This is a genomic window from Aeromicrobium sp. P2_G6, assembly GCF_056403535.1.
This window is the reverse complement of record NZ_JBFUFH010000002.1, coordinates 75,692-99,602: the sequence shown is the minus strand read 5'-3', so window position 1 is coordinate 99,602 and position 23,911 is coordinate 75,692. Positions and strand designations below refer to the sequence as shown.

Below are 23,911 nucleotides of genomic sequence, written 5' to 3'. Positions count from 1 at the left end.
ATTACTTCGCCACTGACGCGCTGGGAATGGCGCCGGCGCCAAGGTTCCACTTGTCCAGTGTCGCCTTGTACTCGGGCCCGTCAATCAACGACTGCATCGCCGCGTGCAGCGCCGGCGTCAGAGGCGAGCCCTTCGCCAGTCCAAGGGCGACGATGTTGTCGCCCTCAGTCTTGACGTACTGCTTCGGCAGCAGCTCGAACGCCTGCGGCTGCTGCTTGGCAGCCCAGGCCAGCGACGGCGTGTCATAGAACACTGCCTCGATCCGCTTGGACGACAGCTGCGTCAGCGCCGCCTGGACATTCGGCAGGATCACCGAGTCGATGGCGGGCTTGCCGCTGGCCTTGCATGCCTTGGAGATCTCCGGCACGTAGGTTTCCTGCTGCGTCGTGCCAGTGATGACCGCCATCTTTCGCCCGCAGAACGACTGATATCCAGCAGCCATCTTGAACTTCTGAGGGTTGCCCTTGCTGACGACCACCGACGAACCGTCGGACCAGTACTTGATCATGTCCAGCACCTGCAGGCGCTCGGGTGTCGGTGTCATGTTCGTCGCCGTGAAGTCGTAGCGTCCGGCGGCGATGCCGGGGATCACACTGTCGAACGAGACGTTCTTGATCTTGATCTTCAGCCCCATCTTCTTGCCCAGCAGCTGCGCGATCTCGACGTTGTAGCCGACCGGCGTCTTGTTGTCCTCCGCCAGGAAGGAGGTCGGCGGATAGTGCAGATCCGCCGCCATCGTCAGGCTGCCCTGTTGCTTGAGGTCGGCCGGGACCAACTTCTCCACTGCTGGGTCAGCCTTGACCGTCGCGATGTCGAAGGAACTCTTCCGGGCACCGCCTCCATCAGAGCTGCTCGTGTCGCTGCCGCAAGCGGCGGTCGTGACCAGGAGCACTGATCCGAGGGCGGCTGCTGCGAGTTTTGTTCCGACTCTCATGGGTCGTTCCCTTCAAGCGATGTGAATGAATTCACTCATCGAAGCACGTTCTCGGACGATTGTCGACAATCTGCAAGAAAAAGTTTTGCCGACTTTCCTGCAACCGGGCCGGTGAGGCCGACGCGACGACCTGACACATCGCGACAGCCGGAACGTCATCCGGACCCGTGCGGGCGCGACCGGACTCAGGTCGGCAGAGCTCTCGAGCTTCCCAACACAGCGGGCGCGCAGAAGAGCCCCGATCACCCAGCGGGTGTCGGGGCTTTCGAAGAGCGTCAACTACTCAGCCGGCCGAGCGGTGAGGTTGGTCGCAGCACTGGAAAGGTGATCGGTGATGGCCTTGACGACCACGTCCCGTTCGCCCGTGGCGAGGGCGTCGATGAGTCCGCCATGGTCGTCGATGATCTCCTCACCGGACGGCAGAGCGATCTCCAGTCGGTTGATGCAGGTCAGCGCTTGCGCAGAGAGGATCGCGTAGGCGTCGACGAGGCGAGAGTTGTCCGCCATGGCGACGAGCGTCATGTGGAAGCTCAGGTCCGTTGTCGAGATTTCCCTGGGATCTCCGCGTTTGACTGCCGCGGCCAAGGCGCCGAGAGCCGTCCGCAACGCATCGGTTGCGCGGACGCGCGTCCCTGGTCCGCCCTCGAGGATGCGTACCGCCGCATGGCTCTCGATGGCACACCTGGCGTCGTAGATCTCCCAGATGTCAGAGGGCGTGAAGCTCACGACCGTGACGCCCTTGTTGCGGGTGGCCACCACGAGCTTCTGCTGCACGAGCTGTTGGAGAGCTTCGCGAACCGGCGCGCGCGACACACCCAGCTGGTCGGCGATCCGTGCCTCACCCAGCTGTTCACCGGGCAGCAGCGAGCCCTCGATGATCATCTGTCGCAGGTCGCTGCTGATGCGGTCCGACGTCGAGGTGCGCTCCAACGCCTTCAGCCTGCTCAGGCCGGACTCCGTCACGGATGGCTCCCCTCGTTGATGATCAGCGCCGCGAAGCGTCACGGCAATCTGAGTCGCCTTCGTATCTTGATCACTCAAGAGTAACTTGTCAACAAACCTATTGCCGACGGTCGACAATCTGCACTTGGTGGGTTACCTTCTTATCCAGGCGTTGCCGGCACGGCTCGCCACATCACTCACCTGACTGATGGGAAGACCATGACGAACAGCCTCCGGCGCCCGAAGTACATCTCGTTCGACTGCTACGGCACGCTGATCCACTTCGACATCACCCCGACGACCCGCCGTCTGATCGGCGATCGCCTGGCGGAGCCGGAGATCGAGGTCTTCCTCCGCCAGTTCAGCAAGTACCGCTATGACCAGGTCTGCGGCGAGTTCTACTCCTACGAGCAGGTGCTGCACGACGCCTACGCCCGCACCTGCGCACGGTGGAACCTCGAGGTCAACGAGGACGCCGGCGCACAGCTGGCCGCCGCAGTTCTCTCCTGGGGACCTCACCCCGACGTCGTCGAACCGCTGAAGAAGATGGCCGAGCACTTCAAGCTCGTGATCCTCTCGAACGCCGACACCACATTCCTGGACGTCGCGGTTCCCAAGCTCGAGGCGGAGTTCCACGCGGTCTACACGGCCGAGCAGGCGGGCTTCTACAAGCCGCGCTACGAGGCGTTCGAGTACATGGTCAAGCAGCTCGACGCGTCTCCCGAGGACTTCCTGCACGTGTCGTCGCACACCCGCTACGACGTCATGCCGGCTGATGACCTCGGCTTCGACAACAAGGTCTACCTCGAGCGCGGCTACGACCCGGAGAGCCCCGCGTACAACTACACGACCGTGCAATCACTCGACGAGCTCAACACGCTCCTCGGGATCTGACCCCGCAAGCACCAGGAGACACATCATGAAGCTCACGCCGTACTGGCTCGACACCGCGACACCCTCTGGCGACTACCGCCAGAACCCGGTGCCCGAGCGCGCCGACATCGCGATCGTCGGCGCCGGTTTCACCGGCCTGTCCGCGGCCCTTGAAGCCGCCAAGAACGGCGCGAGCGTCGTGGTGCTCGACCAGCACACGGTCGGTTGGGGCGCCTCCGGACGCAACGGCGGCATGGCCACCACGGGGCTGGCCATCGGCCTCGGCAAGGCGATCAAGCGATACGGCCGCGACCGGGCGATCGAGATGTTCGCCGAGTACAACCGGGCGATCGACACGATCGAGGACCTGGTCAAGGAGAATTCGATCGACTGCGACTTCGAGCGCTCGGGCAAGCTCAGCCTTGCCATGAACGCCAAGCAGGTCGACGGCATGCGCAAGACCCAGCAGATCCTCGCGGACGCGGCCGACTACTCGGTCAGCGTCGTCGGCAAGCAGGATCTCCACCGTGAGATCGGGAGCGACTTCTATGCCGGCGGCATGGTGGATCCGCTCGGCGCCGGTATGCACGTCGGGAAGTTCGCACACGGTCTGGCCGGAGCCGGGGCGCGCGCGGGTGTCACGATCTGCGAAGACGCGGCCGTCACCAAGCTGGCGGAGCGCGCGGGCAGTGGCCACACGGTCCACACGAGTCGCGGGACGACACAGGTCGATCAAGTCCTGATCGCGACCAGCGGCTACACCGGCGCCGTGACCCCATGGCTCCGGCGCCGGACGATCCCGGTGGGCAGCTTCATCGTCGTGACCGAGCCGCTGCCGCAGGAGACGGTCGACCGCATCCTGCCCAACCGGCGCATGGCCGCCGACAGCAAGATGCTCACCTACTACTTCCGGATCACGCCGGACAACCGGCTGCTGTTCGGTGGACGAGCCAGGTTCGCGCTGTCGAGCCCGGACTCCGACCTCAAGAGCGCGGAGATCCTCAAGGACGCGATGACCACGGTCTTCCCGTACCTCGCCTCGACCCGCATCGACTACACCTGGGGTGGCCTCGTGGATCTGAGCATGGACCGCATGGTCCACGCGGGCCAGCACAACGGCATCCACTACTCGCTCGGCTACAGCGGGCACGGCGTCCAGATGGCCGCCTACATGGGCAAGCAGATGGCGCTCTCGATGCTGGGCAAGCCGTCCAGCAACGCCTGGGAGCAGCTCCCCTACCGCGCCGTGCCGGGCCACTTCGGCCCACCGTGGTTCCTGCCGTTCATCGGGGGCGGCGCCAAGATCATCGACCGAATCAACAGCTGAGGAGCGCCGCGATGTCGACATCGGAACAGTGCGTGATGACCGAGGAGCCTGCGCTCACGATGCCCGGGGGCGCCTTCATCGATGGTGTGTGGCAGCGCGACGACCTGACGGTGCCGGTCACCGACCCGGAGGACGGTCGACTGCTGGCATACGTCGCGGACTCCTCGCCGGCTGATGTCGCCGCCGCGGTCTCCGGGGTTCACGAGTCGGTGCTCAACGAGGACTGGCCCTTGTGGGCGCGGAGCGAGAGCCTCCGCGAGGCCGCGCGCCTGATGCAGGAGCAGTCCACCCGGTTCGCCCACCTCATCGCGTCGGAGGGCGTCAAGACCCTGGCCGAGGCACGCCGTGAGGTGGCGCGCTGCACGGAGACCTTGCGCCTGTCCTCCGAGGCCGGGGTGTTCCTCAAGGGAGAGACGATCCCGTTCGAGGCCAGCCGCAACGGACGGGACAAGATCGGTTGGTTCACCCGCGAGCCTGTGGGCGTGGTGGCTGCGCTGACGTCGTTCAACGATCCGCTCAACCTCGTCGCGCACAAGGTCGGGCCGGCGCTCATCGGTGGCAACGGGGTGGTCCTGAAGCCTTCGGACCACACGCCGCTGACCGCCTTGGCCTTCGTCGACCTGCTGGTGTCTGCCGGTGTGCCGGCACGGCGCATCGCGGTGATCTGCGGCGGCGCGCACACCGGCCAGTCGCTGGTGACGGACGAACGAGTCGCTGTCGTGTCGTTCACCGGTGGACCCAGCACTGCCGCCAAGATCACGGCAGCAGCAGGTCCCCGCAAGATGCTGATGGAGCTCGGGGGCAACAACCCGACGATCGTGTGCCACGACGCTGACCTCGCAGGCGCCGTCGAGGCGGTTGTCGCCGGCGCCTTCGGGGTCGCAGGACAGAACTGCCTGTCTGTGCAGCGCGTCTATGTCGACGCGTCCATCTATGCGGACTTCCTCAGCCAGGCCGTCGACGCCACGCGTCGCCTCAAAGTCGGCAGCAAGATGGATCCCGACACCGACATCGGTCCCCTGATCGACGAGTCCGCGGCCCGACGCGTCGAGGACTGGGTCGACAGCGCTGCCGCCGACGGGGCCGTCATCCAGATCGGCGGGACCCGTACGGGTGCCTTCTACAAGCCCACGATCCTCACGGACGTGGCCGAAGGCGCCCAGATCCTCACGGACGAGGTCTTCGGGCCGGTCGTCACGATCATCCCGTTCGACGACCTCGCCGACGCAGTCTCCGCGGCCAACAGCGGCGAGTACGCACTCCAGGCGGGTGTGTTCACCCGATCTGTCCAGACCGCGTTCACGGTCTCGGCCCAGCTGCTCAGCGGCGCGGTCGTCGTCAACGGCACGAGCGACCTGCGAATCGACTCGATGCCGTTCGGCGGGTTCAAGGGCTCCGGCATCGGTCGCGAAGGCGTGCAGTTCGCGGTCGAGGCCATGACCGAGCCCAAGAACACCATCATCAACCTGGCCGGCTGACCGGCACATGCGGCTCGAGGGGCTGAACGCGCTGGTGACCGGCGCGACGAGCGGCATCGGCACGGCTGTCGCCCAGACACTCAGCCGGGAGGGCGCGCGCCTGGTCCTGACCGGTCGGAAGCCGGAGCTCGCCAAGCCTGACGACGGCGATCTGTATGTGAGCGGCGACCTCAACGACGAGGACTTCGTCCGCGACCTGGCCGGTCGCGCCGCGCAGCACTGCGGTGGCCACCTGGACATCGTGGTCCTGTGTCACGGCCGGCAGGTCAGTGCCCGCATCGTCGACATGGAGCTGGCCGATGCCCAGGATGTGCTGCACGGCAATCTCCTCAGCGCGTTCACGGTCATGAAGCACACGATCCCGCTGCTGCCGGACGGCGGCGGCTCGATCGTCTGCGTCAGCTCACGCCTCGGCATGGTCGGCAAGCCGGAAGAGACGATGTACTCCGCCGCCAAGGGCGGGCTGATCGCGCTGGCGCGAGGGGCGGCGATCGAGCTGGCCGACCGCAGGATCAGGGTCAACGTCGTCGCGCCAGGTCTGACCTCCACCGAGATCATCGAGGCATCGTTCGAGCGCCAGCCCGATCCAGTGGAGTACAGGCGCATGCGCGAGTCGGCGATTCCCCTGCGCAGGCTCGCGACACCCCAGGAGGTGGCCGACGCGGTCCTCTTCATGGCTTCGCCCGAGTCGAGCTATGTCACCGGCGCCGTGCTGCCGGTCGACGGTGGCTACACGGCGTACTGACGACGTAGGGGCCGGCCTCAGGGTCAGCTCAGGGGTGCGTACGGGGTGCGGCTCGCGACTTCCCTGATGTGCCAGGGCGCCGGTGGCACCGACAGTGGGTCCATGATCACAGTCGATTCCCTCACCAAGACATACGGCGGCTTCACGGCCGTCGACGACGTCACCTTCACGGCTCGGCCCGGCCGGGTCACCGGATTCCTCGGCCCCAACGGTGCCGGGAAGTCCACCTCCATGCGGGTCATGGTCGGCCTGACGCCGGCCACCTCCGGTCACGTCACCGTGTGCGGCCGCCACTTCCGCGACCTGCCCAACCCGGGCCTCGAGGTCGGCGTGCTCCTCGACGCCTCAGCCCAGCACGCCGGACGTACCGGTCGCGAGATCCTCACCGTCGCCCAGCGCACGATGGGCCTCCCCGCGTCGCGGGTCGACGAGATGATCGAGCTCGTCAGCCTGACGCCGAGCGAGGCCGACCGTCGCGTCCGCAACTACTCACTCGGCATGCGGCAGCGGCTCGGCATCGCCACCGCGCTGCTCGGCGAGCCCGAGGTCCTGATCCTCGACGAGCCGGCCAACGGTCTCGACCCGGCGGGTATCCGCTGGATGCGCGACCTGCTGCGGGGGTATGCCAACCAAGGCGCCACCGTGCTGCTGTCGTCGCACCTGCTGCACGAGATCGAGGTCATCGCGGACGACCTCGTGGTCATCGGCAACGGCCGGATCGTCGCCCAGGGCGCCAAGTCCGAGCTGCTTGCCACGGCCGGCACCCTCGTGCGTACGAACAACGTCGTGACACTCGCGCAGGCGCTGTCCGCATCCGGCATCACGTACACGGCCAGTGCCGCGACCGGAGGCGACGACGTCTTGCGGGTCGAGGCCGACACCGAGCTCGTCGGCAAGGTCGCCCTCGATGCGCGCGTCCCGCTCCTCGAGCTGCGACCCGCCGATGGCGCAGGCCTCGAGGAGATGTTCCTCGAGCTCACCGCCGACACCCAACGCGAGACCATCACCGAAGGAGCAGCAGCATGAGCACGATGACCGCCGAGCCCATCACCACGGCCCGGGTCGAAAGGCCTGAACCACGACCCATCCCGTTCACGCGGCTCTTCTCCGTCGAACTGCGCAAGTGCTTCGACACACGGGCCGGATTCTGGCTCATGGCGAGCATCGGCATCGCCTCCCTGCTCGCCACCGGCGCCGTACTGCTGTGGGCACCGGACTCCGAGCTCACCTACTCGACGTTCGCCACCGCGATCGGCTTCCCGATGGCCATCATCCTGCCGATGGTCGCCGTGTTGTCCGTGACGAGCGAGTGGAGCCAACGCAGTGGGCTCACGACCTTCACGCTCGTGCCGCACCGGAGCAGGGCGATCGCCGCCAAGTCCGCCGTGACCGTCGGGATCAGTGTCGTGTCGATGCTCATCGCCATGGCGATCGGCGCGGTCGGCACCGTCGCCGGCTCGGCCATCCTCGGCATCGACCCGGTCTGGGACGCCGGCTTCGTCGACCTGGCGAACATCGTGCTCGCCCAGGTCCTCGGGATGCTGGTCGGTTTCATGCTCGGTGTCGTGATCCGCAACTCGTCAGCCGCGATCGTCGCCTACTTCGTCTACTCGTTCGCACTGACGGCCATCACCGAGGTCCTGGCGGCGACTCAGGACTGGTTCGCCAACCTGCAGCCGTGGGTCGACTTCAACTACGCCCAGGGCGCCCTGTTCAACGGGTCGTTGAACGCCGAGCAGTGGGCCAACCTCGCCGTCACCGGCGTGGTCTGGCTGATCGCACCCATGGCGTTCGGCCTCTGGTCCCTGATGCGGTCCGAGGTGAAGTAGCGCGCACCCTCCCTCAGGAGCCCCTGATCAGCATTCCTGCTGGTCAGGGGCTCTCTGTGTGGGTCACAGAAGGTCGAGGACTTCCCGCGAGGCTCGCTTGCCGGCGCGCACGGCGCCGTCCATGAAGCCGGCCCAGTAGGTCGACGTCTCGGTGCCGGCCCAGTGGACCCGCTGGAACGGCGTACGGATCGTGTCGCCGAAGGTCGTCAGCGCGCCGGGCACCTGGACCGCCACGGGCCCGCCGGTCGTCCACTGCTCGTGGGTCCAGTCGTGCTCGGTGTACTCGATCGGGTTGAGCGCGGCCGGCCCCAGCAGCTTGGCGAATCCCTCGAGGACCGCCGTGCGCCGGTCGGCGAGCGACATGTTGCCGTACTTGTTCCAGTTGGACCCGCCGACGAATGCCAGCAGGACGCCGACCGAGCTGTCCGCGGGACTGTTGTCGAAGCAGACCCGGACGGCCCCACTGTCGGAGAGGCCGAAGCCCGAGAGCCCGCTGTCGCGCCAGAACGGCTTGGCGTACACCGCGTCGCACTTCATCAGCGCACCCATCGGCATCCGGTGGAGCAGCTGCTCACGACGAGGCGGCAGCGGAGGAGACCAGTCGATCCCCAGGACCATCGGCGGCGGGCACGCGACGATGACCCGCTTGGCGCGCACCGTGCCCCGGTCGCTGGTGACGGTCACCTGGTCGGCACTCTGCTCGATCTTGCGGACAGCGGCATTGAGGGCGACCGCGTCGCCGAGATCGGCGGCGACCCGCAGGGGGACGATCTGGCTGCCGAGCACGAACCGGGAGTCCTGCGCCCCGTTCGCGGTGTCCGACGAGCGCTCGAACGTGCCGACGTTGGTCTCGTTGCCCGCGCCGGCGATGTACCAGAGGAAGAACAGCATCGACACGTCGAGGCCGTCGGAGCCGAACGTCGGCTGCAGGTAGCTCAGGAACAAGGTACGTACCTGCGGCAGGACCGAGTTCTGGCGCAGCCAGGTGTCCACCGAGATGCTGTCGAGAACCTGCGCGTCCTTGCGCGTCCAGGGCTTGTCGATCGGCGTCGCCGCGGCCATCTGGTCGATGCGCAGCTGGAGGAGAGCGGCGTCAGCCAGGATCAGCGGGTCAGGAGGGACCGTGCCGGTGAAGCGCTGCGGCGGCTGGTTGTTGGTGACGTAGACGTTTTCCCCCGCGACGTACTCCTTGAACGTCGTGGCGCCGACCTCCTTGGCCAACCCGAGGATGTGGTCCTGGGTCGGTCCGACGAACGCGCCACCGGCCTCGATGACCGAGCCTCCGGAGAGCGTGTGGTTGAGGATGCGGCCGCCCACCCGGTCCCGCGCCTCCAGGACCAGCACCGACTTGCCCGCAGCACGGAGCTGGCGAGCTGCGACGAGTCCGGAGAGGCCGCCTCCGACGACCACCACGTCGACCGAGGCGGGCAGCGATCCCTGCAGGGTCGCCGCCTCGGCGGATGACGTCCACTTCAGTCCTGAAGCGGCGACCACGCCGCCGATCGTCAGGCCACGCAGGACCGTGCGGCGGCTGGGCGCACCGGCGCCGCTTGCAGTGGTGATGTCGTCATTCATGCGGAACCTGCCTGGCTTCTGAGAGGGAGTGGGAGTGGATCGATCAGCTCGTTGCTTCCAACAGCTCGGTCTGGGTGAACTCGAGGGCCGCGGCGAGGTCGAATGCGCCGTGGTCGCTGCCGAGGCCACCGGCCACCAGGGCGGCCGCGGCGCAGCCGAGGGTGGCGGCATCGGCAGGCGTACGTCCGAGGGACAGGCCGCGCAGGAATCCGGCGGAGAAGGCGTCTCCGCAGCCGGTCGTGTCGACGACGTCGACGGCGAACGCCGGGACCCTGGTCTCGGAGGTCGCGTCGACCACGATCGCTCCGTCGGCGCCGGCGGTCGCGGCGACGCAGCCCACGCCGAGCTCGATCAGCTTGCGACAGCCATCGATCAGGTCGGTCGTGCTGGTGAAGCCGAGCACCTGTTCCTCGTTGGGGAGCACGTAGTCCAGGTGCGGCAGTGCCGGCGCGATCCAGTCGAGCAGGCCGGGTTCGCCGGGAGCCAGGAAGTCTGCCGAGGTCACGACGCCGCGCTCGCGCGCGAAGGCGAGGATCTTCGCCGCAGCCTCGCCGCCCATGAACTCCGGGCCACCCAGGTGAAGGTGCGTCGCGGAGGCGATGGCGTCCCACGGAGCATCGTCGGGGCCGTACGTGCCGTTGGCGCCGATGACGTGGAACGCCGGTCGTGAACCGTCCGGTCGAATCGGCAGGACGCTCGACGACGTCTGCTCGCCGTCACGGCGTACGAGCATCGAGGTGTCCACGCCGTCGCGTTCGAGCAGCGTCAGCAGGAGGTCACCGATCGGATCGGCGCCGATCGCGCCCGCGCTGTGAACCGTTGCCCCGAGCTTGGCCAGGGTGAGAGCGGTGCCACCGGCGGAGCCTGCAGCCGTCATCTTGATCTGCTCGACCAGCTGGCCGCCCTGGCCTTCGGGGATCTCCTCGACGGGGCGGACGAGGACGTCCAGGACGTGCACGCCCATCGCGATCACGGTCATGTCGTTGTCGGTCATGCGGAGTCCTTCTCTTGGTGCGCGTCGGCTGGTCGGCTGCTGCCGTATCCCCGTTGGATGGCGGCATCGATGACGGCGGTCTGCGCTTCGGCGTCGAGGGTGCGAGGGGTCCCGATCGCTGCGGCGTGCCAGTAGACCGTGCACGCCCACTCGAGCAGCAGCGCCAGCTCGACGCCCTTGGCCAGGTCATCCGCGTAAGTGACGGCGCCGTGGTTGGCCATCAGGGCGGCGGGGCGTCCCGCGAGTGCAGCGCGGACGTTCGCGGCGAGCTCGGGAGTCCCGAACGTGGCGTAGGGGGCGACGCGGACATCGCCGCCGAGCAGCAGCATCTGGTAGTGAACGCACGGCAGCAGGTCGACGACGCAGCCGACCGCCGTCGCCATGGGGGCGTGGGTATGAACGACAGCACCCGCTCCGAAGTCGCGGTAGATGCCGAGGTGAAGCTCGAGCTCCGACGTCGGCGCCAGCGAGCCCAGCACCACCCTGCCCGTCAGGTCGACGACCGAGACCTGCTCGGCGGTCATCTGCTCGAAGGCCGCACCCGTGGCCGTGATCGCGATGAGGTCGTCGACGCGGGCGCTGACATTGCCGGCCGTACCGATGACGAGCCCGTCGCCGGCAAGGCGTCGGCATGCTGCGGCGATCTCGCCACGCAGCTCGTCCACCGCTGAGGTGCTCTGCATCCGTGTAAGATACATGAAAGAGAATTCACTTTCGCTATTTTGGTCGGAGATTTTTGATGAGCGCCCCCGTCTCGGTCGAACCCGCATGGCAGTCACGTTTGCGCAACGCCCCGCAGCAAATGCGCAGCCAGGCCAAGATCGAGCAGACCGTTGACGCGGCCGACCGACTGCTGGCACGCGGTGGCGCCAATGCCGTGACGACCACGCGGGTCGCGGCCGAGGCCGGCATCGCGGTGGGCACGATCTACCGCTACTTCCCCGACAAGGAGGCGCTGTTCGATGCCCTGGCGGCTCGTTGCCTCACCCGGTTCGAGTCGCTCATGGACGACCTGGTCGCCCAGTCGCGCACGGACAAGTGGGCCGATCCGGTCGGCATGCTGTTCGACGTCTACACCGACCTCTACCGCACCGACGCGAGCCTGCGGGCGATCTGGTTCGGTGGGCTGCTGTCGGAGAACCTTCGCGAGGCCGACCGTGCGCACAAGCGCGTCATGGCCGAAGGCCTGCGCCAGATCCTCATCTCGCAGGAGATCGCCGGCGACGCTCCCGAGCTCGGCACGGTCTGCCACGCGGCCATGCTGGCCTCGGACGCCATCACGCAGGAGGCGTTCCGCAACAGCGACTCCGGCGATGCCGACCTGATGGCGGAAGCGAAGACGATGCTGCGCAGCTACGTCGCCAGCATCACCACCCGGTTCAAGTCGGCCTGAGGTCAGGCGGTTCCGAGCACGGCCTCGAGCGTCTCGACGACGAGCCGGTGGTCCTCCAGCTGCGGCAGGCCTGAGACTGCCACGGTGCCGACGCAGCCAGTCCCCCGCAGCAGGATCGGGAACGCGCCGCCGTGCGCCGCGTAACGGTTCACGTCGAGCCGCGAGTCCTCGTCGAACGACCCGCCGCGAACCCGGAACTCCTCGCCGACGCGAAGCGACGATCGGCCGTAGCGATCGACGACAGCACTCTTGCGTGCGAGCCAGCCGTCGTTGTCGGCCGATGCGCCGGGCAGCGCAGCATGGAAGAGCTCCTGACCGTTGCGCCGGATCGAGATCGCGATCGGCAGCCCGGCAGCAAGTCCCGCGTCGCGCAGGGCGACTCCCACATCCCAGGCCGTCTGCTCGTCGAAGCGGTCGAAGACGAGTCGCGCCTCTTGGGCCTCGAGCTCGTCGAGCAGCTCCCGGCCGGTCATGCAGCTGCTCCCGGCCGTACGGTCTCGTGGGTCGCGGCGCTGATGCGGGCCGCCTCGAGGACGTCTGCCGTCGCGACCGCATCGGCTGCCTCGACCGGCGGTGGGCCCTCGCCGCGTACGGCTCTGGCGAACGTCGGGTAGTAGGTGTCCCACGCTCCAGGCTTGAGCGTGACCGCCACCGAGCCCTTCACCGTGAAGACCCGGTCGAGGTCGGATGCGATCTCGGCGCCCCAAGTGGGACTCGTCGACGGGCTCACACCAGCGATCAGTGCCGCCTCCTGCGTGTCGCCCGTCGTGACGATCAGCGACGCCTCTGAGCCGGTGACCCGGAAGCGCGGACCCGAGGCGTACTGGCTCCAGCTTCCCCACAGGTGCGAGACGCCGCCACTGGTGTGGCTCAGTGCCACGAAGACATCGTCGTCGAGGCCGGTCTCGCGGGTGCGGGACTCCGAGTACACGGATTCCACCGGGCCCAGCAGGACGAGTGCCTGGTCGACGAGGTGCGCGCCGAAGTCGAGCAGGGTGCCACCGCCGGACGCACCTGGACCGTTCTCCGGCGCGTATCGCTCGAACCTCGACTCGAACCTGCTGACCTCTCCCAGCGTCCCGTCATCGACCAGAGCGCAGACGGTCAGGAAGTCGGAGTCCCACCGACGGTTCTGGTACGGGCTCAACGTGACCCCGCGCGCAGCGGCAAGCTCAACGGAACGGCGGGCCGCGGCGGGGTCCAGGGCGAAGGGCTTGTCGCAGACGACCGACAAGCCCAGCCCGATCGCCTCGTCCGTGAGGTCCGAGTGCGTGTCGGCCGGCGTGGAGATGCTCACTGCCTCGGCACCGGCAGCCGCCAACGCCTCGAGCGAGTCGAACAGCCCGACGCCCGGGTGCTCCTCTGCCACGAGACCGCGCCGCTCGGCCGACGTCGTCACGACACCGACGAACTCGCACTCCGGCGCCGATGCGATCAGCGGGGCGTGGAAGTACCTGCCGCCGAAGCCGTAGCCGACCAGTCCGATCTTGACCGGGTCCATGTGATCAGTGCTCCTTGGGCGTCGAGGTGGGTGCCAAGGTCAAGTGAAGCAGCACCGGTGCGGTGCCCACTCAGGGCACGACTCGGGCAGACGGGGCGGACTCCTGCTCGAACTGCCGCAGCAACGCGGCCGCCACGCTGACGGCGATCGTGGCCGGGTCCTTGCCTCGGATGTCACCCAACCCGATAGGGGTCACGATGCGGGCGATGTCCTCCGGCCGATGCCCCTCGTCGGCGAGCTTGCGCTGGAAGCGCGCCCACTTGGCCGCCGAGCCGATGAGCCCGATCGACGCGAGGTGGGAGGCGCGCACGGCGGCATCACACAACGCTGCATCCTCCGCATGGTCGTGGGTCATGATCAGGACGTGCGAGCCCGGCGGCAGCTCGCCGAGGACCAGCTCGGGGAGGATCGGGTGATTGTGCACGTGCACGCGTGCGATGGCGTCGTCGAGCGGCGCCAGCCGGCTCGGGGTGAGCTGGTCTGCCCGGGAGTCCACGAGGTGCAGGTCCAGGTCGTGTCGGCTGAGGATGCGAGCCAGCTCGAGGCCGACATGCCCCAAGCCGAAGATCGCCACCGACGGAACCACGGCGAGCGGTTCGAGCAGCACCGTCACCTCACCGCCGCAGCACTGCACGCCGTGCTGCAGCGGTGCCTTGTCCGAGAGCTGGATCGTGTGCGTCTCCACGTCGGCGCTTCTTCGCGCGATGAGGGACCTGGCCGCCGCGATGGCCACCTCCTCGAGGTTGCCACCACCGATCGAGTCCCACGTCTCCTCCGCCGTGACGACCATCTTGGCCCCGACGGCACGCGGGGCGTGACCGCGTACCTGCGTCAACGTCACCAGGACTCCGGGGACGCGCGCGTCCCTTAGGTGCTCGACGGCCCTCAGCCAGTTCATGCGTCCGACTCCTCGAGCTCGTGCTGCGCCCGCTCCGACCGGGGCCGCAGCGGCGGCCCTTCGGGCTGGTCGGGTACGTCGCCGGGATAACCCACGTGCGGCGATCCGTCGTGGCCCGCGCGTGCCGCTTCGACGGCCCAGAACACCGCCTCGGGGGTCGCCGGCGAGGCGAGCTCCACACTCAGTCCGCGTGGCCCGAACGCCGCCGCAGCCTGCCGCAGCGCCTCGCGGACCGAGAACGCCAACATCAGCGGCGGCTCACCGACCGCCTTGGATCCGTAGACCGCACCGTCCTCGGTGGCGTTGGGCAGCAGGGACACGTTGAACTCCTCCGGCATCTCCGAGAAGCTCGGCAGCTTGTACGTGCTCGCCGCCTGCGTCGCGAGGCGCCCCCGGCTCTCCCCGTCGCCCACGTCCCAACGGAGGTCCTCGAGCGTCAGCCAGCCGACGCCCTGGACGAACGCACCCTCGATCTGTCCGAGGTCGATCAGCGGCGAGAGCGAGTCACCCACGTCGTGCACGATGTCGACCCGACGGGTTCGGTAGGCGCCGGTGAACCCGTCCACCTCGACCTCGGCAGCGGCAGCCCCGTACGCGAAGTACTTGAACGGCTCCCCCGTCATGGTCGACGAGTCCCAGTGCAGGCCCGCGGTGCGGTAGTAGCCGGCGGCCCACAGCTGGATGCGATCGAAGTAGGCGAGCCGGACGATCTCGCCCCACGAGACACCGGCGAGCATTCCGTCAACGAACCGCACCTCGGCCTCTGGGACCCCGGTGACCTTGGCTGCGACGGGCCGCAGTCGGGCCAAGATCTGGTCGCACGCGTTCTTGATCGCCCCGCCGTTGAGGTCAGCACCGGAGCTGGCCGCAGTGGCCGACGTGTTGGGCACCTTGTCCGTACGCGTCGGCGCGAGGCGCACCTTGGCCAGCGGGACACCCAGCGTGGTCGCGGCCACCTGCAGCATCTTGGTGTGCAGCCCCTGCCCCATCTCGGTCCCGCCGTGGTTGATGAGGACCGAACCGTCCTTGTAGACGTGGACGAGGGCGCCAGCCTGGTTGAACGCCGTGAAGTTGAACGCGATGCCGAACTTCACCGGCGTGATCGCCAGGCCACGCTTGACGTGCTCGTGCTCGGCATTGAACTCCTCGATCGCCGCCGAGCGCGCCATGAAGTCGCTGTCGTCGCGGACCTGGTCCCAGGCCCGCGCCAGCCGCTCGGGGTGACGGACCGGCTGGCCGTACGGCGTCGCGTGGCCGTCGCGGTAGAAGTTGCGGCTGCGGAGGTCGGCCGGGTCGAGGCCCAGCAGCGGAGCGCATCGGCCCAGGATGTCCTCGATCACGAGCATGCCCTGCGGCCCGCCGAAGCCGCGGAACGCGGTCTGCGAGGTCTTGTTGGTCTTGGCGATGCGGCCGTTGGCCCGGACGTGCGGGATCCAGTAGGCGTTGTCGACGTGACAGAGCGCGCGAGCCAGGACCGGCTCGGACAGGTCGAGGCTCCATCCGCCGTCGGACGTCAATGTCACGTCGAGCGCCTGCAGCATTCCGTCGGGGTCGAAGCCCACGCGCCACTGCGCGTGGAAGCCGTGGCGCTTGCCCGACATCGTGATGTCCTGCGTGCGGTTGAGCCGCAGTCGTACGGGCCGGCCGGTCAGGCGAGCCCCGAGGGCCGCGATCGCCGCGAAGCCGTGCGGCTGCATCTCCTTGCCGCCGAACCCGCCGCCCATCCGGAGGCACTGCACCACGACCTGGTGACTGTGGATCCCGAGCACCTCGGCGACAATTTCCTGCGTCTCCGAGGGGTGCTGCGTGCTGCTCTGGACGAAGATCGTGCCGTCGTCCGCGACCTGGGCGAGCGAGCAGTGCGTCTCAAGGTAGAAGTGCTCCTGCCCCGCGAGGTCGAGCTCGCCGCTGAACACGTGCACGGAGGTGGCGAGACCGGTCTCGACGTCGCCACGGGTGACGGTCGGCTGTCCGCCCTGGAACGAGCCGAGCTCGATGGCCTCGGCCAGCGTCAGCACCGAGGGCAAGGGCTCGTACTCAACGACGACGGCAGCCGCACCGAGGCGCGCGGCCTCAAGGGTCTCCCCGAGGACCCAGCAGACCGCGTGGCCCCAGAACATGACCTCGGACGGGAACAACGGTTCATCGCCCTTCACGCCGGCCTCGTTGTGGCCCGGGACGTCTGCGGCTGTGAGGACTCGTACGACGCCGGGCACCTCGTACGCCGGAGCGGTCTCCAGGCGGGTGACCAGGGCGTGGGCGTGCGGTGCTTGCACCGGCCAGGCATGCAGCACGTTCTTGGTGTGCGGCACGAGGTCATCGGTGTAGAGCGCCTCGCCCGTGACGTGCAGGGCTGCCGCCTCGTGCTCGAGCGGGATCCCGACCGTGGCGCCGACCGGGCGGTCCGAAAGTGCCGTCATGCCGGCTCACCCGCCTCGTGCTCGGCGTACAGCTTTCGCAATGCGGTGCCGAGCATCGCGGTGCGATAGCGCGCGCTCGCGCGGTGGTCGTCGAGCGGGGTGCCCTCTCCGGCGAGGACCGCCGAGGCCGACTCCACGGTCTCTCGAGTCCACGGCATGCCCGCCAACGCGTCCTCCGTGGCGCGCGCCCGGATCGGGGTCGCGGCCACTCCCCCGAGGCCGATTCGGGCCCGGGACACGTGTCCGTCCTCCACCTCGACGGCGAAGCCGACCGCGACGCTCGAGATGTCGTCGAACCGACGCTTGGCGATCTTGTGGAACGCGGTGATCCGGGCGACCGGCATCGGCACGCGAACCGACCGGATGATCTCGTCGGGCCGCCGCACGCTCTGCCGATAACCCGTGAAGTAGTCGGCCAGCGGCACCTCACGGTCGCCGCCACGTGACGCCAGCACGACCGTCGCATCGAGCGCGAGCAGGGCCGGAGGTGCGTCACCGATGGGTGACCCGGTCCCGAGGTTGCCACCCAGCGTCGCGCTGTTGCGGATCAGCCGGGAGGCGAACTGCGGGTTCATCTGGTCAAGCAGCGGGATCGCACCGCCGAGCATGCGCTCGATCTCCGTGAGGCTGAGGGCCGCACCGATCTCGACAGACGCCGGTCCGACCTCGAGCTGACGCAGCTCGGTGAGGCGATCGATGGCGATCGTGAGGGCCGGCCGGTCGCCACGCAGGTTGACCTCGACCCCACGATCCGTCGATCCGGCCACCAGCACCGCATCGGGGTTCTCGGCGAGCAGGTCGAGGGTCCCAGCAAGGCTCGACGGCCGGACCAGCTCGCCGCCGATCCCGAAGACACGTCCGGGCGTCACGCTTGGCGGCGGCAGGTCCCGACGAAGCGCGATGTCATCGTCGGCGGCCGGCTCGCCCAGGGCGTACGCGGCGTCGCGGATCGGCCGGTATCCGGTGCAGCGACACAGGTTGCCGCTCAAGGCGTGCAGGTCGAACCCGTTGGGGCCGTGATCCGGTACGCCGTCGGCGCCGGACTGACGATCGGCGCGGTAGAACTCCGCGGCCATGCTGCACACGAATCCCGGCGTGCAGTAGCCGCACTGCGATCCACCGCGCACCGCCATCTCACGCTGCACCGGGTGCAGCGCCGCCGGCGTTCCCAGCCCCTCCGACGTGACGACCTCCTGCCCCAGGAGCGTCGCGGCCGGCACCAGGCAGGCGTTCAGCGCCACCCACTCGGTGGGCGTCTCAAGGCCCGGCCGAGCGACCATGATCGAGCAAGCCCCGCACTCACCCTCGGCGCAGCCTTCCTTGGCACCTGTCAGTCCCTGGTCCCGCAGCCAGTCGAGGGCTGAGGCGTGGGCATGGGTCAGCTCGAGCGGCAGCGCCACCCCGTTGACGGTGGCGGTGTTCTTCGACATGGGAATCAAGGGTCCTCGATAGGGGTCGACCGGAGGGTTGGCGGCTCAAGCCGCGGCCGGGTTTCCAGCGTGGGCGCCGTCACCCCAAGGTGCGCTCGTGCGCGGACGAGGGCGTGCGGCAGCGAAATCAGCGCTGTGCGGTTCTTGCTCCGTGAGCCACGCAGCCGCGGGTCCAGGCGGACTCGTGCGCATACTTGCGGAGGTCCGCAGGAAGGATCTGGTGCTCGACCATGTGGGCTCCTTCCGCTCAGTCTTTCGGTCAGGTCCGACTTGCGGTCATGCTAAGTCAACGGTGAGTACGAGTCCATAGCAGAAATGAGCCCACCATGACGCAGTCCCGGATCGCCGTCGGGGATCTCTCGGTCGACCCTGTCCTGCACCGCTTCGTTGCTGACGAGGCCCTGCCCGGGTCCGGCCTCGACGAGGAGAGGTTCTGGCTCGAAGCAGACGCGCTGATCCACCGACTCGTCCCCGAGAACCGCGAGCTCCTGCAGCGCCGGGAAGCCCTGCAGACGGCCATCGACGACTACTGGAGCGCAGACTCGGTTGACCCGACCAACACAGTCGCGCAGGAGGAACACCTCCGCAGCATCGGCTATCTCGCCGACCAGCCGGAGGACTTCCAGATCTCGACCGAGGGCGTTGATGCCGAGATCGCGACGCTCGCGGGTCCGCAGCTCGTCGTCCCGCTGCTCAACGCGCGATTCGCCCTGAACGCCGCGAACGCGCGGTGGGGATCGCTGTACGACGCGCTGTACGGGACAGACGCGATCGACACGGACGGCGAGCTGGCCGTCACCCCGGCGTACAACCCCAAGCGAGGTGAGCAGGTCATCGCCTGGGGTCGTGAGTTCCTGGACGTCGCGGTGCCTCTCGCCGGCGGATGCCATCGCGACGCCGTCCGGTACGAGGTCGACGGCGACGGCCTGCTGGTGGGCCTGGGCGACGAACGGTCGGCACGACTGGCCGATCCCACGGCGTACGTCGGACACCGCGGCTCGACGTCGGCGCCCGAGGCGGTGCTGCTGGTGCACCACGGCCTCCACATCGAGATCCAGGTCGATCGCGGGCATCCCGTGGGGGCCACCGATCCGGCCGGGGTGAGCGACATCGTGCTGGAATCGGCCGTCACGACGATCATGGACCTCGAGGACTCGGTGGCCGCGATCGATGCGGCCGACAAGGTGCTCGGCTATCGCAACTGGCTCCAGCTCATGAAGGGCACGCTCACGGCCGAGGTGACCAAGGGCGGGACGACGTTCGTGCGAGCGCTGAACCCCGACCGGGAGTTCACGACGGTCACCGGCGAGACCTCCACAATCCCCGGACGGTCCCTGATGCTGGTCCGCAACGTTGGTCACCTGATGACGACCGACGCGATCCTCGACCGCGACGGGCACGAGGTTCCCGAGGGCATCCTCGACGCGCTCATGACGGCGCTCGGCGGAATCCACGACCTGAAGGGCAACACGCAGCGGCGCAACTCCGCAACCGGCTCGATCTACATCGTCAAGCCCAAGATGCATGGCCCCGCCGAGGTCGACTTCACGGTTCGGCTGTTCGAGGGGGTCGAGGACGTGCTCGGGCTGCCACCGCGGACACTCAAGGTCGGCATCATGGACGAGGAGCGGCGCACGACGCTCAACCTCGCCGCGTGCATCCACGCCGCTAGGGATCGGCTCGTGTTCATCAACACCGGATTCCTCGACCGGACCGGCGACGAGATCCACACGGCGATGGTGGCGGGGCCGATGGTGCGCAAGGCGGACATGAAGGCCCAGCCGTGGATCTCGGCGTACGAGGACTCGAACGTCGACATCGGCCTGGCGTGCGGGCTGCGCGGCCGGGCCCAGATCGGCAAGGGCATGTGGGCGGCGCCCGACAGCATGCGCGACATGCTGGCCCAGAAGATCCAGCACCCGGAGGCGGGCGCCTCGTGCGCCTGGGTCCCGTCCCCCACCGCCGCCACGCTGCACGCGACGCACTACCACCGGGTCGACGTCGCAGCCCGTCAGGCCGAGATCTCGCAACGGGCTCGCGGCCCTCTCGACGCGCTCCTGACGATCCCGCTCGGCGACCCCTCGTCGTGGTCCGACGACGACATCCAGGCCGAGCTCGACAACAACATCCAAGGTGCGCTCGGCTACATCGTCCGCTGGATCGACGCCGGCATCGGTTGCTCGAAGGTGCCCGACATCCATGGTGTTCAGCTGATGGAGGACCGGGCAACCTGCCGCATCTCGTCGCAGCACGTGGCCAACTGGCTCCGGCATGGAGTGGTCGACATCGAGCGGGTTGAGGCCACCTTGCGGCGTATGGCCGAGGTCGTCGACGGCCAGAACGCCGGCGAGCCGGGCTACGAGCCGATGGCGCCGGGATTCGAGGGCATCGCGTTCCAGACGACCCGGCGACTGATCCTCGAGGGCACGACGCAGCCCAGCGGCTACACCGAGCCGATCCTCCACGCAGGACGTCGCGCCAAGAAAGCCGTCACTCCTCCAGGAGCCGGCGAAGCCTGAGTCGGTTGATCTTCGCGAGCTCGCCCCGCGCGACCCGGTCCTCCGTCGCGTCGTCATTGTCCAGGCGGGTCATCAGGCGCGCATACAGCTCGTGCGCACTCAGGCCGGTCGCGCACACGAGATAGACCCGGCCGAACCGCTCCTCGTACTCGAGGTTCCCTGCGCGCATGAGGCGCGTCAGCTCATCGGTCGCCGAGCTCATGCCACTCTGCTCCGACGCAGACAACGCGCTGTGACCGTCCTGCGCGCGTTCGCCGATCCTCGGGTGCCCGGCCAGGGCCTCGTCGAAGTCGTCGGCCGACAGTCCCGCGACCGCCTCGTCGGACCGCGCGTAGACGGCATCGGCGCTCACGTAGGGACCGCCGTCGATGAGACGCCGCTGCCATTCCTTGCTGGTGCAGACCGTTTCGAGCTCGGCACCGACCCAGTCCGCGCGGGCATTGATGCCGTCGAGCAGACGTGTCGTGTTCATCCGCAACACAATAGGGTTCCCCGAGGAGGGTGACACCATGCCTGACGAAGACGTACTGGCCCAGCTGCTGACGACTGCCGCGGAGCGACTCCGTGATGCGGACGCCCTCCTCGCCGAGCACTACCCGGGGGATCGTGGCGTACGTCAACCGCTGCACACCGTCTATGTGCCGGCGAATCGGTCCAACGCCGAGGTCATCCACACGTGGTCGCAGGACGCGCTGCTCGCCCTGGACACCCACGGCTCTGACGTCCTGCTCGAGGCCCTCAACCTGTCGTCGCCGTCGGGCGACCTCGTCCAGCGGGTGACCCGCAAGCTCACGGATCAGCCGATCGAGGACCTGCGCATCGACTTCGAGGACGGCTACCGTCCGGCCTCGGACGACGAGGACGCCGATGCCGCAGACACTGTCGACGTCATCCGCACCGTCGCGCAGCTGCCGACGGGACCGGCGCACATCGGCATCCGGTTCAAGTCGCTCGAGGCGCACACCCGTGAGCGCGGCTTGCGCACCCTCGACATCGTGGTCCGCGGCCTCGCCGCGACCGGCGGCCTCCCCGACGGCTTCGTCGTGACACTGCCGAAGGTGACCTCGGTCGCCCAGGTGCAGGCCATGGTCGAGACCTGCGAGGTGCTCGAACGTGCGTACGGCCTCGACCCGCACACGCTGCTGTTCGAGCTCCAGATCGAGACCTCGCAGAGCATCCTCGGCCCCGACGGACGCGCGACGGTGGCGCCGATGATCCACGCAGCGGCCGGGCGGTGCACCGGCGTGCACTACGGGACGTACGACTACGCCGCCGCGTCGGGCATCGCGCCCGCGTTCCAGAGCATGGAGCACCCGGTTGCCGATCACGCGAAGGCCACGATGCATGTGGCGGTCGCCGGCACGGGCGTCTTCATGTCGGACGGCTCGACCAACGTGCTCCCGGTCGGGACGACCGAGGAGGTTCGCGATGCCTGGGCCCTGCATGCGCGACTGGTCCGGCGCTCGTTGGAGCGCGGGATCTACCAGGGCTGGGATCTCCACCCGGCGCAGCTCGTCACGCGCTACGCCGCGGTGTTCGCGTTCATGGACGAGGGCTTGCCGACGGCGATCCGGCGACTGACGAACTACCTGTCGGACGCCGCCTCCGGAGTGATGGACGAGCCGGCGACCGCCAGAGCGCTGGCGCAGTTCATCCTGCGAGCACTCGACTGCGGGGCCGCGACACCGGAGTCCCTCGCAGCCGCCGGGGCTCCGGACATCGCGACCCTCGCGCATCTCGCGAAGCGCCTCACCGGCCCGGATGCGTCGTAGGCTCGGGCCATGACGCGAACCGGAAGGCGCTGAGGTCATGTCCCGAGTCACCACCCACGTGCTCGACGCGACGCTGGGCCGTCCCGGCGACGGCATCCCGGTAACGCTGGAGCAGGTCGACGACGGGGCGACGTATGTCGCGCATGCCACGACCGACGAGGACGGCCGGGTCCGCGAGCTCACCCCCGACCTGCCGGGCGCCGGGACGTACCGCCTGACGTTCGACCCGACGGACTACTTCGCGCGGACGGGCCAGACGAGCTTCTATCCCTCGATCAGCGTCACGTTCACCGTGGTCGACGGCGAGTGGCCCTATCACGTACCGCTGCTCCTGAGCCCCTACGCGTACTCGACGTATCGAGGAGTCTGATCTCGTGGCCATCTCGCTTGGACCCAATCAGTACGGCAAGGCCGAGTCCCGCGTCGTTCGCGTCTTCCGCGACACGGCGCGCCACGAGATCCGCGACCTCAACGTCTCAACCGCGTTGCGCGGGGACTTCGAGGACGCCCATGTCACCGGGGACCAGTCGGCGGTCCTGCCGACCGACACCCAGAAGAACACCGCGTTCGCATTCGCCAAGCAGAAACCGCTCACCTCGATCGAGGAGTATGCGCGGACGCTCGGCGAGCACCTCGTGCACCAGACTCCCCACGCGACCGGCGCTCGCGTCATCGTCGAGGAGTATCACTGGGACCGCATCCCGGTGGGCGGCACCGGGCATGACCACTCGTTCGTCCGCGGCGGGCAGGGCATCCGCAACACCATCGTCACGATCGAGGGCCGAAATGCGGACGCACGCACGCACGTCATCTCCGGGGTCGGCGACCTGGTCGTGGCCAAGACCACCGGCTCGGAGTTCCGGGGGTTCCTCAAGGACGAGTACACGACCCTTCAGGAGACCGACGACCGCATCCTCGCCACGTCCCTCGTGGCCAGGTGGCGCTACGCGCACACGGACGTCGACTGGGACGCCGCACACGCATCCATCAAGACGATCCTGTTGGAGCAGTTCGCCACGATCCACAGCCTCGCGCTGCAGCAGACGCTCTACGGCATGGGCAAGGCCGTGCTCGAGCAGCATCCGGAGGTCGCGGAGATCAAGTTCTCGGCGCCCAACAAGCACCACTTCCTCGTCGACCTGTCACCGTTCGGGACCGACAATCCCGGCGCGGTGTTCATCGCAGCGGACCGGCCGTACGGGCTCATCGAGGCCAGCGTCGTCCGCGACGATGCGCCCCCGCCCGGCGACGCCTGGACCGCCGTACCGGCGTTCTGCTGAG

The 23,911-nt window shown here is 68.4% G+C and carries 22 protein-coding genes; 11 read left to right on the top strand and 11 right to left on the bottom strand.

Translation table 11 applies throughout. The features are described from left to right. Nucleotide 1: 1 nt before the first annotated feature. Nucleotides 2-934: an ABC transporter substrate-binding protein gene (locus AC1DVU_RS06865; protein WP_476921687.1), complete on the bottom strand. Its 933-nt coding sequence runs from the start codon at nucleotides 932-934 to the stop codon at nucleotides 2-4. A gap of 279 nt (nucleotides 935-1,213) precedes the next feature. After that, complete coding sequence (locus AC1DVU_RS06860) at nucleotides 1,214-1,897, bottom strand: GntR family transcriptional regulator (protein ID WP_476921686.1); 684 nt, start codon at nucleotides 1,895-1,897, stop codon at nucleotides 1,214-1,216. A 198-nt stretch (nucleotides 1,898-2,095) separates the two neighbouring features. Between AC1DVU_RS06860 and AC1DVU_RS06855 the strand changes: the two genes are divergently transcribed. The 6 genes from AC1DVU_RS06855 to AC1DVU_RS06830 all read left to right on the top strand — a co-directional run bounded on the left by AC1DVU_RS06855 (nucleotide 2,096) and on the right by AC1DVU_RS06830 (nucleotide 8,128). Beyond that, nucleotides 2,096-2,770 (top strand): haloacid dehalogenase type II, encoded by a 675-nt coding sequence (locus AC1DVU_RS06855; protein ID WP_476921685.1) that lies wholly within the window; start codon nucleotides 2,096-2,098, stop codon nucleotides 2,768-2,770. A 25-nt stretch (nucleotides 2,771-2,795) separates the two neighbouring features. Continuing rightward, complete coding sequence (locus AC1DVU_RS06850) at nucleotides 2,796-4,076, top strand: NAD(P)/FAD-dependent oxidoreductase (protein ID WP_476921684.1); 1,281 nt, start codon at nucleotides 2,796-2,798, stop codon at nucleotides 4,074-4,076. Between the two features lie 11 nt (nucleotides 4,077-4,087). Beyond that, nucleotides 4,088-5,554, top strand: coding sequence for an aldehyde dehydrogenase family protein (locus tag AC1DVU_RS06845; protein ID WP_476921683.1), 1,467 nt, complete (start codon nucleotides 4,088-4,090; stop codon nucleotides 5,552-5,554). Nucleotides 5,555-5,561: 7 nt separating this feature from the next. Next, on the top strand, nucleotides 5,562-6,299 hold the full coding sequence (locus AC1DVU_RS06840) for an SDR family NAD(P)-dependent oxidoreductase (RefSeq protein ID WP_476921682.1): 738 nt from the start codon (nucleotides 5,562-5,564) through the stop codon (nucleotides 6,297-6,299). Between the two features lie 102 nt (nucleotides 6,300-6,401). Further along, the gene (locus tag AC1DVU_RS06835; RefSeq protein ID WP_476921681.1) at nucleotides 6,402-7,325 is read left to right on the top strand and encodes an ABC transporter ATP-binding protein; all 924 of its coding nucleotides are present in this window, start codon (nucleotides 6,402-6,404) and stop codon (nucleotides 7,323-7,325) included. Beyond that, the gene (locus AC1DVU_RS06830) at nucleotides 7,322-8,128 is read left to right on the top strand and encodes an ABC transporter permease (RefSeq protein WP_476921680.1); all 807 of its coding nucleotides are present in this window, start codon (nucleotides 7,322-7,324) and stop codon (nucleotides 8,126-8,128) included. The genes AC1DVU_RS06835 and AC1DVU_RS06830 overlap by 4 nt, the downstream gene beginning before the upstream one ends. A gap of 63 nt (nucleotides 8,129-8,191) precedes the next feature. On the opposite strand, the gene AC1DVU_RS06825 is transcribed toward AC1DVU_RS06830, so the two are convergent. Genes AC1DVU_RS06825 through AC1DVU_RS06815 form a run of 3 tightly spaced genes read right to left on the bottom strand, consistent with a single transcriptional unit; the run spans nucleotide 8,192 to nucleotide 11,380 of the window. Beyond that, the gene (locus tag AC1DVU_RS06825; protein ID WP_476921679.1) at nucleotides 8,192-9,703 is read right to left on the bottom strand and encodes a flavin monoamine oxidase family protein; all 1,512 of its coding nucleotides are present in this window, start codon (nucleotides 9,701-9,703) and stop codon (nucleotides 8,192-8,194) included. Nucleotides 9,704-9,746: 43 nt separating this feature from the next. Then, on the bottom strand, nucleotides 9,747-10,697 hold the full coding sequence (locus AC1DVU_RS06820; RefSeq protein ID WP_476921678.1) for a carbohydrate kinase family protein: 951 nt from the start codon (nucleotides 10,695-10,697) through the stop codon (nucleotides 9,747-9,749). Then, a complete protein-coding gene (locus tag AC1DVU_RS06815; RefSeq protein ID WP_476921677.1) occupies nucleotides 10,694-11,380 on the bottom strand; it encodes a class II aldolase/adducin family protein in 687 nt (228 codons plus the stop codon). The genes AC1DVU_RS06820 and AC1DVU_RS06815 overlap by 4 nt, the downstream gene beginning before the upstream one ends. Nucleotides 11,381-11,436: 56 nt before the next feature. Here AC1DVU_RS06815 and AC1DVU_RS06810 point away from each other — a divergent pair, with 56 nt between their 5' ends. Further along, nucleotides 11,437-12,090 (top strand): TetR/AcrR family transcriptional regulator, encoded by a 654-nt coding sequence (locus AC1DVU_RS06810; protein ID WP_476921676.1) that lies wholly within the window; start codon nucleotides 11,437-11,439, stop codon nucleotides 12,088-12,090. A gap of 2 nt (nucleotides 12,091-12,092) precedes the next feature. Here the strand turns inward: AC1DVU_RS06810 and AC1DVU_RS06805 are convergent, their stop codons facing one another. The 5 genes from AC1DVU_RS06805 to AC1DVU_RS06785 form a co-directional block, all read right to left on the bottom strand. Then, a complete protein-coding gene (locus tag AC1DVU_RS06805; protein ID WP_476921675.1) occupies nucleotides 12,093-12,563 on the bottom strand; it encodes a heme-degrading domain-containing protein in 471 nt (156 codons plus the stop codon). Then, nucleotides 12,560-13,591, bottom strand: a complete 1,032-nt coding sequence (locus AC1DVU_RS06800; protein ID WP_476921674.1) for a Gfo/Idh/MocA family protein — start codon at nucleotides 13,589-13,591, stop codon at nucleotides 12,560-12,562. The genes AC1DVU_RS06805 and AC1DVU_RS06800 overlap by 4 nt, the downstream gene beginning before the upstream one ends. A 70-nt stretch (nucleotides 13,592-13,661) precedes the next feature. Then, the gene (xdhC, locus tag AC1DVU_RS06795; protein ID WP_476921673.1) at nucleotides 13,662-14,489 is read right to left on the bottom strand and encodes a xanthine dehydrogenase accessory protein XdhC; all 828 of its coding nucleotides are present in this window, start codon (nucleotides 14,487-14,489) and stop codon (nucleotides 13,662-13,664) included. Further along, nucleotides 14,486-16,909 carry a xanthine dehydrogenase molybdopterin binding subunit gene (gene xdhB, locus AC1DVU_RS06790; RefSeq protein ID WP_476921672.1) on the bottom strand — a complete coding sequence of 808 codons (2,424 nt, stop codon included), beginning with the start codon at nucleotides 16,907-16,909 and terminating at the stop codon, nucleotides 14,486-14,488. Before xdhB ends, xdhC begins: the two co-directional genes overlap by 4 nt. Continuing rightward, on the bottom strand, nucleotides 16,906-18,339 hold the full coding sequence (locus tag AC1DVU_RS06785; protein WP_476921671.1) for a xanthine dehydrogenase small subunit: 1,434 nt from the start codon (nucleotides 18,337-18,339) through the stop codon (nucleotides 16,906-16,908). The genes xdhB and AC1DVU_RS06785 overlap by 4 nt, the downstream gene beginning before the upstream one ends. A 326-nt stretch (nucleotides 18,340-18,665) precedes the next feature. Here AC1DVU_RS06785 and AC1DVU_RS06780 point away from each other — a divergent pair, with 326 nt between their 5' ends. Beyond that, nucleotides 18,666-20,858, top strand: coding sequence for a malate synthase G (locus AC1DVU_RS06780; RefSeq protein WP_476921670.1), 2,193 nt, complete (start codon nucleotides 18,666-18,668; stop codon nucleotides 20,856-20,858). On the opposite strand, the gene uraD is transcribed toward AC1DVU_RS06780, so the two are convergent. Beyond that, nucleotides 20,830-21,330: a 2-oxo-4-hydroxy-4-carboxy-5-ureidoimidazoline decarboxylase gene (uraD, locus tag AC1DVU_RS06775; protein ID WP_476921669.1), complete on the bottom strand. Its 501-nt coding sequence runs from the start codon at nucleotides 21,328-21,330 to the stop codon at nucleotides 20,830-20,832. The two genes, AC1DVU_RS06780 and uraD, sit on opposite strands and share 29 nt — an antisense overlap. Nucleotides 21,331-21,367: 37 nt before the next feature. Here uraD and AC1DVU_RS06770 point away from each other — a divergent pair, with 37 nt between their 5' ends. Genes AC1DVU_RS06770 through pucL form a run of 3 tightly spaced genes read left to right on the top strand, consistent with a single transcriptional unit; the run spans nucleotide 21,368 to nucleotide 23,910 of the window. Further along, nucleotides 21,368-22,630 (top strand): DUF6986 family protein, encoded by a 1,263-nt coding sequence (locus AC1DVU_RS06770; RefSeq protein WP_476921668.1) that lies wholly within the window; start codon nucleotides 21,368-21,370, stop codon nucleotides 22,628-22,630. Nucleotides 22,631-22,667: 37 nt separating this feature from the next. Then, a complete protein-coding gene (gene uraH / locus AC1DVU_RS06765; protein ID WP_476921667.1) occupies nucleotides 22,668-23,000 on the top strand; it encodes a hydroxyisourate hydrolase in 333 nt (110 codons plus the stop codon). Between the two features lie 4 nt (nucleotides 23,001-23,004). Next, nucleotides 23,005-23,910, top strand: a complete 906-nt coding sequence (gene pucL / locus AC1DVU_RS06760; protein WP_476921666.1) for a factor-independent urate hydroxylase — start codon at nucleotides 23,005-23,007, stop codon at nucleotides 23,908-23,910. The last annotated feature ends 1 nt before the right edge of the window (nucleotide 23,911 follow it).

Bases quoted from the DNA above. Each gene is read 5' to 3' on its own strand.
- AC1DVU_RS06865 (WP_476921687.1), bottom strand. From the start codon at position 934: ATGAGAGTCGGAACAAAACTCGCAGCAGCCGCCCTCGGATCAGTGCTC.
- AC1DVU_RS06855 (WP_476921685.1), top strand. From the start codon at position 2,096: ATGACGAACAGCCTCCGGCGCCCGAAGTACATCTCGTTCGACTGCTAC.
- AC1DVU_RS06850 (WP_476921684.1), top strand. From the start codon at position 2,796: ATGAAGCTCACGCCGTACTGGCTCGACACCGCGACACCCTCTGGCGAC.
- AC1DVU_RS06845 (WP_476921683.1), top strand. From the start codon at position 4,088: ATGTCGACATCGGAACAGTGCGTGATGACCGAGGAGCCTGCGCTCACG.
- AC1DVU_RS06840 (WP_476921682.1), top strand. From the start codon at position 5,562: ATGCGGCTCGAGGGGCTGAACGCGCTGGTGACCGGCGCGACGAGCGGC.
- AC1DVU_RS06835 (WP_476921681.1), top strand. From the start codon at position 6,402: ATGATCACAGTCGATTCCCTCACCAAGACATACGGCGGCTTCACGGCC.
- AC1DVU_RS06830 (WP_476921680.1), top strand. From the start codon at position 7,322: ATGAGCACGATGACCGCCGAGCCCATCACCACGGCCCGGGTCGAAAGG.
- AC1DVU_RS06825 (WP_476921679.1), bottom strand. From the start codon at position 9,703: ATGAATGACGACATCACCACTGCAAGCGGCGCCGGTGCGCCCAGCCGC.
- AC1DVU_RS06820 (WP_476921678.1), bottom strand. From the start codon at position 10,697: ATGACCGACAACGACATGACCGTGATCGCGATGGGCGTGCACGTCCTG.
- AC1DVU_RS06815 (WP_476921677.1), bottom strand. From the start codon at position 11,380: ATGCAGAGCACCTCAGCGGTGGACGAGCTGCGTGGCGAGATCGCCGCA.
- AC1DVU_RS06810 (WP_476921676.1), top strand. From the start codon at position 11,437: ATGAGCGCCCCCGTCTCGGTCGAACCCGCATGGCAGTCACGTTTGCGC.
- AC1DVU_RS06805 (WP_476921675.1), bottom strand. From the start codon at position 12,563: ATGACCGGCCGGGAGCTGCTCGACGAGCTCGAGGCCCAAGAGGCGCGA.
- AC1DVU_RS06800 (WP_476921674.1), bottom strand. From the start codon at position 13,591: ATGGACCCGGTCAAGATCGGACTGGTCGGCTACGGCTTCGGCGGCAGG.
- xdhC (WP_476921673.1), bottom strand. From the start codon at position 14,489: ATGAACTGGCTGAGGGCCGTCGAGCACCTAAGGGACGCGCGCGTCCCC.
- xdhB (WP_476921672.1), bottom strand. From the start codon at position 16,909: ATGACGGCACTTTCGGACCGCCCGGTCGGCGCCACGGTCGGGATCCCG.
- AC1DVU_RS06785 (WP_476921671.1), bottom strand. From the start codon at position 18,339: ATGTCGAAGAACACCGCCACCGTCAACGGGGTGGCGCTGCCGCTCGAG.
- AC1DVU_RS06780 (WP_476921670.1), top strand. From the start codon at position 18,666: ATGACGCAGTCCCGGATCGCCGTCGGGGATCTCTCGGTCGACCCTGTC.
- uraD (WP_476921669.1), bottom strand. From the start codon at position 21,330: ATGAACACGACACGTCTGCTCGACGGCATCAATGCCCGCGCGGACTGG.
- AC1DVU_RS06770 (WP_476921668.1), top strand. From the start codon at position 21,368: ATGCCTGACGAAGACGTACTGGCCCAGCTGCTGACGACTGCCGCGGAG.
- uraH (WP_476921667.1), top strand. From the start codon at position 22,668: ATGTCCCGAGTCACCACCCACGTGCTCGACGCGACGCTGGGCCGTCCC.